Origin of the sequence: Pseudomonas sp. LG1E9, from assembly GCF_003290225.1 — a bacterium.
Classification (GTDB): Bacteria; Pseudomonadota; Gammaproteobacteria; order Pseudomonadales; family Pseudomonadaceae; genus Aquipseudomonas; species Aquipseudomonas cyclaminis.
Genome location: NZ_CP029983.1, coordinates 3,147,910 through 3,160,657, shown reverse-complemented (window position 1 = coordinate 3,160,657; position 12,748 = coordinate 3,147,910). Strand labels below are relative to the sequence as shown.

The 12,748-nt window shown below is 65.6% G+C and carries 1 protein-coding gene; it reads right to left on the bottom strand.

What is annotated here, in order from left to right:
* Positions 1-151 precede the first annotated feature (151 nt).
* Positions 152-12,670 (bottom strand): filamentous haemagglutinin family protein, encoded by a 12,519-nt coding sequence (locus DNK50_RS14880; protein ID WP_112194820.1) that lies wholly within the window; start codon positions 12,668-12,670, stop codon positions 152-154.
* Positions 12,671-12,748 lie beyond the last annotated feature (78 nt).

Below are 12,748 nucleotides of genomic sequence, written 5' to 3'. Positions count from 1 at the left end.
GTCGATACCTATGCCCCGATGAGGGAGTGCCAGCTAATACATCTTTGCCTGACCCACTGCCATCGGGGGCAAGCCCCCTCCCACATTTGAACATCGAAAAAAAAACGGGGCGATCAAAGATCGCCCCAAAGTCCAACGAGAGGTCCTTGATCTACAAACTAATCTGCTTGCGCTCCTCATCCGTCAACCGCGCCCGCGCCTGTTCACTCAGCGGCCCGGCACCCAACACCTGCACCGGGCTGTTGGGGTTATACCCCGACGTTTTCTGCCCGTCTTCAGGCCCCCGCTGCACAGGCTCCGAACCAAAACTCAGCACCTCCACCGTCACAATCGAAGCCCTGCCCTGCTTCGCCGCCGCCTGCTGACTGCGCGCCGCGTCTTCTGCCGCCTGGGACGCCGCCGCACCCGCAGCACTGGCCGAGCTCATGGCCCCGGTGTTGACGGAGGCCGTCACCGGCACCCCGGACGACTTGCCCTGGGTCTGGATATTCGCCGCGTTCACCACCCGCAACGCGGCGATGTTGACGTTACCCGACACCCGTATCCCCGCCTCGCCCGCGTCGATGGTGCCCAACGGCGCGATCAGGTCGATGTCCCCTGCCGGCACTTCCGGGATCGGGTTCAGCGTGGCGATCCCCGCGCCGGTACTCGGCACCGACGGTGACAGGCCCACGTTGCCCCAGTTGTCATAGACGCGCTTGGGTGGCGTATACACCACGGTGGTCTTGGAGCCACGACCGGCGTTGATGTCACCCTCGGCGGTCCAGCCCATGATCGAGCCACCAAAGGTGGTCATGATGCGGCTCTGCCCCAGCAGGATGCTGCCCATGGAATACAGCTGAATGTCACCGGCACCCTGGGTGATCACACCCGCCGTGGCCGGTGGCGCCGCGCCTTCGATGCCGAAGGTCTGGCCGCCGCCGGGGGTGAGCATCTGGATCGAGCCGCCGGCATTGGTGTGCACGCCCGAGCCGTTGAACAGGGTGATGTCGCCCTGGTAAGTGATCGGGTTGCCGGCCACGTCCTTGGCCGGGAACAACGCCGCAATCGCCGCACGGCCACGCAGGTAACTACCCTCGCGCACGCCGCCGTCCTGGTTGTACTCACGGCCGGCGGCCTTGAGTTCGGCAAAATACACGTCACGGGCAAACACCCGTTGTTGCTCGGCGGGCAATGCGGCGTAGTAAGCACGGGCCTGCGCGCTGTCGCCGGCAAAGCCGAAGCGCTCGGCCAGCCAGGTGGCCAGTTCGTCCTCGTAGGTCTTGGCCACCTTGCCGCCCAGCAAGGACTCGCCCGCTTGTGCCTGGTTGAGCGGGTTCAGGTAGTTCTCTACGAACCGCTGGTAATCCGGCCCGTTGGCGCCGACACCCGCCTGCATGACGATGCTCGCGCCAGGGCGGTTGTCGCCCGGCAGCACTGCACCGAGGCTGGTCACACTGTGCTCGCCGCCCGTGCCTGTCAGCAGGATATTGCGCCCGGCCGACACTTCCAGCAGGCCAGGGCCGGCCACTTGGAAGTTGCTGTAGAGAATGTCGCGACCCGCAGACACGATGGAGATGTCGTTGGTGTTTTGGTGAATGAACAGATTGTCACTTGGCGCCGCCACAGCAAAACCATCGGTGCCAAAGGTACGGCCACTGCTGACGATATCCCGTCCGGCCATCATCAGTACCGCGCCATTGCCTTCATACCAGGTCTCACCTTCATGCACTGCCCCGGCGCTCTTCTGGAAGGTGATGATCCGACCGCTGCTTACCCCGATCAGGTCGCCGTCCATCGCGTAAAACCGTGCGGGTTCAGCACTGCCTGAGGATGAAGCCGCCGTGGTGCCGGCGCCGAATGCGAACAACGCCAGGTTGCTCGCGTTACCCGTGATCGACAGGTTACTGGCGACCACCGCGTTGCCAACCCGGCCTTGATACGCAGGATTCCACGGCGTCGCCATCGCGCTGTTCGCCGTGCCGGACTGGCTGACGGGCATGCCGCCGGCGTAGATCGAGTCCTGGGCGAGGAACTGCAACTGGCCGTTCTCGCCAGGCGCCAGCAGCAAGGGGTAGCTGTAGGTGTTGTCACCGTTGGTCTGCGCCTGCGCGGCTTTACCGTAATACAGGCTGCCGCCCGCTGCGGTCGCCCTGAGGATGGACGGGTAGACCACCGCCAGGTCGGCCGTCGCCTCGGAGCGGCTGAACGGTGTGAGGTTGCCGCCCAGTGAAAACAGATCAATCGCCGTGTCTTGGGTCCACAGCGTAAACCAGCTTGAACCGCTGCCGGGGTTCGCGCCTTGCGCAAAGGGTGATACGTGCGAAAGCTGAACGCGGCCCGGGTCTTCGACGTTCTGCACCACCAGGTCTCCCAGGGTCTGCAGGTTGAAGGTGGCATCACCGGGCACCAGGGTCATGCCGCCACGGGCAACGCTTCGCGTGGCAACCTGAGGGTCGAACGCGCGGGTTTCGCCAGGGCTTTGGGTGGGGGCGATGCTGCCGTACAGCAAGTCGACGCTGCCCACACTGAGGCTGCGCAACTGCACATCACCGCGCAGGTTGACCAGCACACCATCGCGATGATCCGCCGTCGCGGCCACGCTGGCCGGGTTCAGCGCACCACCGATGCGTACGCGTAAATCGCCGCCGCCGGTCAACTGCTGGCTGCCATCGCTGGCAATCCGGCCCGTGCTGCCGACGGCCAGGACCAGGCCCTGGCTATGGGGGTTGGCTCCGGAGCCATTGAGGTCGTAACCCAAGGTATCCAGCACCCCGGCGTTGCCGCCCACGTTCACGTCCAGATTGCCGCCGCCGAGGGTGCCGAAGCCGGTGAAACCGAGCATTTTGTCTGCTGCAGTGGTGGCGGTGTAGCTGCCAAAATTGATCCACCACGCGGTAGCTTGAGCCTGCCCGCCCGTAGCGACATCACCACTGCCCTGGCGCCACAGCCAGTTGCCGACCGCCGCCGAGTCCACCCCGGCATCCTGAGGGTTGGGGCGCGTCCGGCTGGCGGTGGTGCTGGTGATATTGCCGGTCAGGTCACCGCCGACATTCAGGGTCACATTGCCCCCCGCTTGCGGGTACCAGGCCCGGTAGAGACTGGTGGGTGAGCCGTTGACGAACTGTTCAAAGTAGCTGCCTGGGTCGTTCAGCACGCTGCCGGACGGCTGCGCCTTGGGCAGGTTGTAAGGGTCGCCGGCGAACGTGCCAGTCGATGACGTGCCCGCGGTATACACGCCGTACAGCGAATCCATGCTCAAGCTGCCCGCGCTCAACAGTTCCAGGTCGCCGCTGCCGGTGCGGATCACACTGAAGCGGGTACTCGAAGGCGTCGCCGCATATTCGGTCTTGCTCTGGGCCGCACAATATTCGGGAGCAATGGCGCACACCTCCTCCACCGTCGGCAATTGCAGGCTGGCGAGGAACTCATTGGTGATCACCGCCCCCACGGGAATGATCACGCCGGACTGGTTCAACAGATCATCGGCCGCTTGCTGCGTCCACACGTAGGTGACTTTGATCGCGCAATACTCCGGCGCACCGGCACAGAAATCTTCAATCGACCCCAGGCTCAAGTCATTGAGCAATTGCTGGTCGATAGGGTCGCCCTCTTTGATGTCCAACCCGGCCTCGCTCAGCACCGCCACCGCTGCGGCGGTCCAGGTCTGGACGCCCTTGCTCGGCAATTCCTTGGCATACATGCCGTAGTGATTGTCCGCCAAGTGAATATCACCGCTGCGCGGGTGGGCTTGCAGCAAACGGCTGTCCGCCGCCTCGGTGTCGGCACCGGCCACCAGGCGCAACGACCACGACTGGGTGCCTTCGGCCAGCATCGGCGAGATGGCCCACACCTGGCCGGCGTCGCCGGACACGCCGACCCGCAACTGCACCGAGGCCGCCCCGTTGGGCAACTTCACATCGGTGCCGGCGGGGATCAGCGCGCCCTTCGGCAAGTCCTTGCTGCCACTCAGTTGCACAGTGTTGTTGGCCAGGTTCGCACCGTGCACCGTCGGCAGCGGCACGCCTTTGGGCCAGGTCATGTCTTGCAGGCGGATGCCTTGGGTCAACAGTGTCCCGGCGCCCAGTTGGGTGCCCGCCACCAGGGTCTGCGCCTCACCGAGCAACGTACCGGCGGCGAACAACAGATTGCCCCCGGCATCGCGTATGTCGGCCGCCAATACACTGCCCGCCGGCAGCACCACGTCCTGGCCCAATGTCGCGGCCACCGGCAAACGGGTGCCGGCGGCGACCGTCAGGCCCTTGATCGGCAGGTCGTAGTTCAGCGTACTGCCCGCCGGGAAAGCCGTGCCGTCCGCCAGGGTCACACCATTGCCCGGCACCACGATGGTGCCGCCGCTGAAGTCCACACCGGGTAGCAGCACCCAGCCCTTGTCATCTTCGGACAGCGGCGGTTTGGCGAAGCCATCGTTGATGCTGCCGTAGATATTCAGGTCACCGCCGGCGCGCAGGGTCAGGCTGCCGGACTCACCGGAGCCGTAGACATTGTTGTCCTTCTGGCTATTGGGATTGAGGCTGGCATAGCGATAACCGGACAAGTCCAGGTCGCCCTGCACCACCAGGTCGCCGTCAGGGGTCTTGCTGACGATTTCCACGCCGGGGCGCAGGTGGAAGGCGTCGGCGTAGGTGGCGTTGTTCAGGCCGGCGAGCTCGTTCTGCGTCAGCTGTGTGTTGAGCAAGGCGGCATCGATGAAATCAACGGCCAGCTGGTGCTTATCATTCAGATAATCCTGGGTGATCTGCTGATACGGCCTGCCACTGGCGGTCGGATCGTTTTTCTGCGGTGCATCGTCGTAGCTCGCCATGCCGTTGAGGGTGATCGAGCGCGCGCCCTGAATGGTCAAGCGTCCGCTGGCGTCGATTGCCACGTCATTGCCCCCCAACCGGGGTGCGTTCAGTTCCAGAGTGCCGCGATTGCGTCCGTCATTGCCGACAGCCGCGCCGGTGCCGTGGCGCAGGTCGATGCGCACGCCATCGGCGAGGGTCAGTTGGCCGCTGCCGGAGCCCAGCACCACCATGGCGCGGTTCGGCGAGTCGATGATCTTGCCGTAGCTGTCCACCCGCAGCTTGCTGCCGTGGGCGTCGAGCACTGCGGTGCTGTCCAGGGTCAGGCCGTTTTTGCCGGCCAGGGTGATGCTGCCGACGCGTTCACCGCTGGCGTCCACCAGCCCGGTCACGCGCAGGCTGCCATTGTCCACGGACACGCTGACAGTCCCGGCCTTGAGCCCGTTGCCGATGGTCAGGTCGCCCTGCTTGAGCTGGAAGCTGCGCGCGCCGAACACCGCGCCCTGATTCAGGCGCTGGTTGAGGTCGGCAAACTGCTGGTCCAGAGCGCCGCTGCTGCCCAGGCGCTGGGCCTGGATCTCCACGGTACCGGCCGGCTGCGGCAACGAGGTGCCACCGGCGTTGTAATAACCACTGCTGCTGCCGAGGATCTTGCCTTGCAAATCGACGATGCCGCCTGCCGCATCCGTCGCCACCGCACGCAACTTGCCGGCCTGGTTGTGCTTGGCGGACAGGTCGATGGTCGCGCCCGCCGCCTGCAGGATATTGCCGCTGCGGCTGTCGAGCAGCACGTCGCCGCCCCAACCGTATTGGGTCACGTCGTTGAAGGTGATCCCACGACCGGCCACATCGATCAGCGCGTCATCGGTCAACAGCACATCGCCCCGCGCACTGAGGCTGACTTTGCCGCTGGGCAACACCACCGCAGTGGCCACACGGATGCTGTCGCCTTGCAGGGACAGCGTCGCGCCCTGGCCGCTGGCGCTGCCACGGGGGCCTGCCGAAGCGCCGATATCGATCGCACCGCCGGCCTTGATCGTGTTCACCGAACCGGCCTCACCGGTCATCAGCGGGGTGCGGATGGTCAGGTTGCCGCCGCTGTACTGGAAGCCGCTGACCGGGTCATAGGCGCCCTGGCGCTGGTAGACCGACAGGCTGCCCTTGTGGTTGGCGGTGATGCGCTCGCTGGCATTGAGGTTGACGTTGGCAAAGCCCAGGGCCAGGCGGTCGAAGCTTTTCACGTTGCTCGGTTGGCCAAAGTCGCCGTAGCCAAACTCGATGCGTTCGGCATTGATATCCAGGCGTCCGCTGCCGGTGCCTGCGCCGCCCGTCACCACCGCGCCGGGGGCGTTGGTCGCGCCCAGCCAGATCAGGTTGGCGGTGTGAATGGTCGCCACATCGCTGGCACCGCCGGCGCCATACATGGCCGGGGTGGACAGCATCAGGTTGCTCAGCAGCGACTTGCCGGTCAGCGGGTCATAGGTGTCGAGGCTGGCGCTGCCGTAGAAGTTAAAACCGTCACGCGCCGACAGCTGCAAGGTCTCCAGGGCCGGTGCGCCCAGTTGCGTATCGCCGCGCAGCAGGCGGTCGAGCAGCGTCTGGTTGAGGGTCAGGCCGGCTGGCAAGCGGTTCGCGGCTGCGGCGGCGGCGAGGGCTTCGACGCTGCCCAGGTTGATGGTGCTCACGCCCAGGTTGAGGTGACGGGTGCCATAGCGCACCTGGTCGCCGAGTTGGAAGCTGCTGTCGGTCAGGGCCACGATGCTGCCATCGGAATACAACCCGGTCTGGCCCAGGCATGCGCTACTGCCGCAGGCGCCCACGTTGATCCCCCCGCTGATCACGCCTGCGGGCTGGACGGCACCGACCACGTTGAGCAACCCGTTGGACACCGCGAGCATATTGGCAACCTGGTAGATAAAACCGTCGCGGGCATCGTAGCTGGCGGCGCCCTGCCCCAGGGTATTGATCGAAGCACCCTGCTCGACCACGATGGCGCCGGTGTTGCTCACCAGGAACACTTCGGGCGCGGCCAGCGTGGCGCCCGCACGCAGGGTCACGTTGCTATTGGCGGCATTCACACCCGATGCCAGGCCGATGAAGTTACCCGACTGGCCATACTCCACCGCAGTCAAGCCACCCACCATCAGCCTTGAGGCACCGATGGCATTGAGGGTGTCGGCTTTAAGGGTAATGCCGGAAAAACCGGCGGTCGCCGATGCGTCGGCGGCGACCACTTCGATACCCAGGCGACTCGGGTCCACCACCGCGACCGTGCCGCCATATCCGCCCGTCGCGGCATCAAAACGTCCGATACCGTCGAAGGCGAATGCATCGGCGCCCTGGCCGGGGCGCAATGCCAGTTTCAGGGTCTTGGCGTCGACTTCCAGCAGTGGGCGCGGCACGCCCAGCCTGGCCGCGTCGGCTTTGGCGAACTGGGCGTAACTGGTTTCGTTGTATTGGGAATAACGGCGCAGGGTGTCCGCCGAGGTCAGGATCAACTGGCTGGCGATGCTGTTGCGGATCCCGGTGTGGGCAATCGACAGCTGCCCGGCCGTCGACCACGAGCCATTGCGCATCAAGGTGGTCGCGGCGTCGCTGCCGAGCCCGGCCAGGCCATTGATCTCCACGCGAAAGGCGCCAGGCATCAAGGCGTACGTCGAGGGCATCAAGGTGTAGGTGCCCGCCGGCAACCCCGGCACACCCGCGCCAATGGTCACCTGCTGGCCCACCAGCGGCGCCACGGCACCGCCCTCGGCGGCCACCGGCGCCGCGCCGGGTTGCACGCCCGGCACAATCGCGTAGATCGGGTTGGTGGACAGCCCCGGCAGCACAAACCCACCGTTGGCGCCAAATTGCACCAGCGGGTTGTAACGCGCATCCGTGGAACCGCCGCGCCCGGAAACAAAACCGGCGCCGAGCAGCTCGCCACCGCCCGACAGGTCCAGGATGGCATCCGGCTGCACCGCAACCGACTGGCCGCCCAGAATGACGCCGACGCTCAAGTCGCTGTTGGTATTGGCCAGCCCGCCCTGGCCGAGGAATGTCACGGTCTTGCCGTTGTAGGTGTAGACCTGCCCGTCCAGCGTGCCGCCATAGGGCAATACCAGCCCCTTGCCGCTCACCGAGGTGACGCTGCCCGGCAACAATTGCACCAGGCTGCTGCCCATGCTGCCGATATCGATCAAGCCCAGGGGCGCGCGCACCACGCCGCCTTGCTTGACGGTGGCCGCACCCAGTTGCAGACGCCCGAATGCCGAATACGGCAGGGGCGCGTCCGTGCTGCCGACGCGGCCAATCGTCAATGTGCGCAACGGATCAAAGTCCAGGCCCAGATTCAGCGTGGTTGATTCGCCAAGGTAGCCAGCGATCACTCGGGCACTGACGTCTGAGCTCGGGTACACCTGCGCCGCCCGCAGGGTCATGTCGCCCTGGGTCAGCAACTGGGTACTGACCCCGGTGATGATGTCGTTTGCGGAGGCGCCGGCCAGAAAGCGCAGATCGCCCTGGCTGGTCAGGTTGACGTGGTCAAAGCCACGGAGCTCAAGGCTCGCCAGGCTATTGTCGGCGTTATACAAACTGCTGCGGTTACCGAAGATCACGTTGCCGCGCACTTCCACCAGGTCGCCGTCGGCATTGAACTGCGCCTCGGTTGCGCGCTGGGACGGCGCCGGCAGCACCGGCACCGGACGCACATACAGATCCTTGCCGGTTTCGGGCGGCGCGAGGTAGCCCGCCAGCAACAGGTGCGGCGCCTTGAGGTTGATACGGGAGTTGCCTGCCGCGTTTTCACTGAGCCCATAACCCCGGCTGTAAAGGCGCAGGCTCTGGCCCATGTCCAGGCTCACATCGCCGTCAAAGCTCAGCAGGCCATTGCTCAGCAGCGCGAGGTTATCGAAGCCGCCAGCAGTGACTTGATCCACGCCCAGGCGGCCATGCCCGTACTCCAGGCTGTCGCCCAGCGCAGTCGGTTGATGCACCTGGCTCACGACCAGGTCACGGACCTTGAGCACCCGGTCGGTGAGCCCGGCTTTCTGGTAATACGGGCTCTCGAGCACCAGGTTGAGACTACCGCCTGCCGCGCCAACACCACCGGCTTTGGCGACCAGGCTGCCGTCCAGGTACAGGCCGTTGTTCGAGGCCAGGCTGATGCTGCCGCCGTTGCTGGCGACCGCCACCGCGCCCTGCCCTGGAACATTCAGCAAGGCCTGGGTGCCGGACGCGTCCAGGCGCGCACCCTCACGTACCACTACGAACAAGTCGCTGGCCGTGGTCAGGCCGGTGTTCAGGTCAAGGGTGCCGCCAATGTTGATCGTGCCGCCGTCGCGTACCACGCCGTAGGTGCGCCCCCGGAAGTCCACTGCCGTGGCCGCCCGCGCCGCCACGTCGATCAATGCCTGTTCGCCAATCCAGATCGAGCGGTCATGGCCGCTGGCGTTCACTGCCTCCGACGCGCCAGTGGTCAAGCCACCCAAGGTGACGCTGCCGCCCCAGGCATTGAGCGTGCCGTCCAGGGTCAATTGCCCGATGCTGCGCAGCTGGATGGCTTGGCCGGGGTCGACGTTGATCACCGCGCCGTGGCCCACCGTCAGGGCTGTGCTCGCCATCTGCGCAGCGCCGGCGAAGACCGTGCCGGCGGTGAGGCTCAAGCCGGCGCCTCGGCGCTGGGTCAGCACGCCCTTGGTGGCGTCCTCCTGGTACAGCGGCGGCGTCCATTGCTCCAGGGCCGTGGCGGCATCGCTGCCGGTCGGCACTGTGGACGCTTGCGTACCCAAGCGATAGGTCGGCACGCTGACATCCACTTGGGTGCCGTCGGTGACGATCAGCCCTTCGTTGCCCGTGATGTCGTAGGCCGAGAACCCCTTATTGAAAAAGTCGCCGGCCAGTCGCAGCGTGTCGCTGTCCACCGCACCCGCACTGTCGCCGATCTGCACCTTGCGAGCCTGCAACGCCAGGGTGCCGCCGCCGTTCACGCCGTAGCCGCGCACGTCGCCATCCAGGCCCAGGGCACCGAGCGCGCCCAGCGTCACGCTGCCGCCCTTGCCGCCGATGAGCTTGCCGTCTACGCCAAGGGTCGCGCCGGAAGACACGTCCACCTCACTGCCCGCCGCCAGGTTGACGTTGTTCGAGCTGCGCAACGAGACCTTGCCGCCATTGACATACGCCACGCCGGTGCTGTTGGCCGGGTCAAGCAGCAGGTTGTTCCAGCGACCACGGGCATCGAGCTTGACGCCGGCCGCGACATTCACACTCGAACCCCCGGTCAGGGTCGTGTCTTCGACCGCGCCGGCCTTGAGTGGGTTGACCTGGCTGAGGATGTTGCCGGCATTGATGCTGCCACCCAGGGCCGTCAGATTCGCGTTGATATCAACCCTCGGCCCGAACAGGGTGATGTCGCCCCCATCCGCCACGCTGAGCGCGCCATTGACCGTCACCTGCTGCCGGGCCGCGACCTTGATCGCGCCCAACGGGTTGCCACTGAGCTGCCCGCTGTCGAGCAGGATCTTGCCCTGGCGCTCCTGGGGCAAGGCGGTGGCGAGGTCCAGGCCATCGGCGATGTTTGCCAGGTTGCCGTCGAGCGACACCTCGTCGGCGTTCGCCCCCAAGGCATAGCGCAAGGTGCCGGTGGTCTTGTTGTAGATCGGCGTGTATTGGCCAATGATCAACTGCGCAAGCTGGGCCATGGCCTTCTGGGATTGCTGGTAACCGTCGAGGTTGATGTTTGGCGCCTGGGTCTGGCGATCCCCCTGGAACACCGCGCTGATCATCTGGCCTTCCAGCACCGCGCTGGCGGTGCTCACCACCAGCTTGCCGGCGTCACGCCCCACGGTATAACCGGCCTCGTTACGGCCTTGCGGAGCAATCATCGGGTTGTAGTAGTACTCGGTCTGGCCCCAGCGAACGCTGGTGTCTTCATAGCCCTTGTAGATACCCGAATAAAGGATGTCACCCGGCGCCCTGGACAACTCGTACAAACGTCGATCCGGGCCCTTGAGCCAGGTTTGCCGGATATAGCCGCCTTGCACATCCACGGTGCCGCCCGACAGGTTGATCTGCGCGCCCTGCTGGGTCACCACATCCTTGCCGGTAAACGTCACGGTACCGCCCTGGGCCATCCATTCACCCACCGAATGGCCCTGGGTGCCAAGGTAGCCGCCGACTTCCAGCAGACCGCCAGCGGTGTACCAACGGTCGGTGGCATAGCCATTGGTACCGGCCGGGACAAACACCAGGTCGCGCAAGTCCACCCACACGTCGTTGTTGATCAGTTGCCCATTGTCGCGGTTGACCGGCGCATCCCGCTGCTCGTTGCCCTGCACATTGATCTTGATGTTATTGGCTTCCATCGACACCTTGACGCCCACGGCGCCTGACACGTCGATCATCGCGCCATCGCGCACCAGGCTGCGCTGGCCCGCGCTGACCGCCACCTGGCCGCCGGTGGCGAGGGTGATCGAGCCTTTCTGGAAGTCCACGGTGCCGCCGCTGACGATCTCGATCCGCGACTGGTCAGTGCGGTCGGACACGGCGCTGAGGTGGTTGAACTGCCCAACGATCAGGTTGGCGGGTGTGCCGTCGAGCTTGATCAGGCCGTTGTCTTTCTGGCTGTTGAGGGCGGTGCTGCCGCTGGCGTCCAGCAGGATCGCAGTGGTGCTGCCCTCGCCCAGGGTGATGCTGCCCGTGGTGTCGCTGGCCGAATTGAGCAAGTGAATGGAGCCACGGGTGTCCACCGAGGTGCTGGCCAGGGCCACGCCGTTTTGCTGCACATTGTGCCCGGCCAGGGTGACGTCGCCGGTGGCGGCCATGATCAGGCCGTTGTTGATCACTGTTCCCGCCGTGCTGCCGGTTTTCAGGCTGGCGGCGACTTCATTGCCACGGGTGGTGGAACGCTCGTTGCCCGCCGTGCCCACGCCTTTGCGGATGTAGAAACTGTCGCCGGCGGCCAGGGTGGTCTGGCCCTTGGCGGTGATGATCGTGCCGGCGTTTTCCACTTCGCTGCCGAGCAGCAAGGCATAGCCGCCCGCGTCGGTGGAGGTGGCGGCGTTGTGGGTCTGGATCAATGCACCGCGCTGTACCTCGACCTTGCCCGCCGCATCGGTGAACGTCGGTTGTGTGCCATTGGTGTCGACATAGAGGCCGCGCTGGGTGAACTGGTCATCGGTGATCGTCGCGGCCGCCGCCACCAGGTTGCGCACATTGACCTGGCTGGTGCCGCTGAAGACCACGCCGTTACGGTTCATGATCATCACCGTGCCGGCGCCCTTGATCTGGCCCTGGATCTCGCTGGGCCGTGAATCAGGATCATTGACGCGGTTGAGCACCGCCCAGGTCGACTGCTGCTGGAAATCCACGGTGGTGTTGCGCCCGACGTTGAAGGTCTCCCAATTGAGGATCGCCTTGTCGGCGGTCTGCTCGATGCTCACCGTGGTCTTGCCGCCCGCCTGGGTCTGGGTCGGTGCCTTGGCGTTGGTCCAGCCCTGGGTCAGGCTGTTATCCACCTGCAGGCCGCCCTTGCCGAGGCCATCGGGAATCGTCGAAACCTGACCGAACGCCGCCTGCCGACCCGCCGCCTGCGCCGCCTGTTGCGCCGCAATGGCCGCGACCGTGGTGTTGAGCGTGCTGATGGAGCGCGCCAACTGCTGGTTGACCCGCGCCTGCTGGTTCAGCGTCGGTACCGACGGCATCTGCCCCGCATTGATCCGCGCCGCCGTCGTCGCCTGGGTCGCCCCCTTGGCCGCGAACCAGGCCGGGCTGAACGCCGTCGCCGCATGGGCATTGCCCGCCACCACCAACAAGGCAATGACCTGGGCCAGAGGCTTGAGGCGCAACACAGTCTGGGCGTGCGAGCCCTGGGCATTCAGCTTGAGCGTGGGTGTGCAGCGGACCATCGGGAATCTTCCTTCTTTGTAATCGCCAGGCGCAAGACAGGCTCACGTATGAGGGTTAGGCGGTTGGCGAGGGGCGGG

What these genes read in the sequence shown, in the direction of transcription:
- DNK50_RS14880 (WP_112194820.1), bottom strand. Translation starts at nt 12,670, where the DNA reads ATGGTCCGCTGCACACCCACGCTCAAGCTGAATGCCCAGGGCTCGCAC.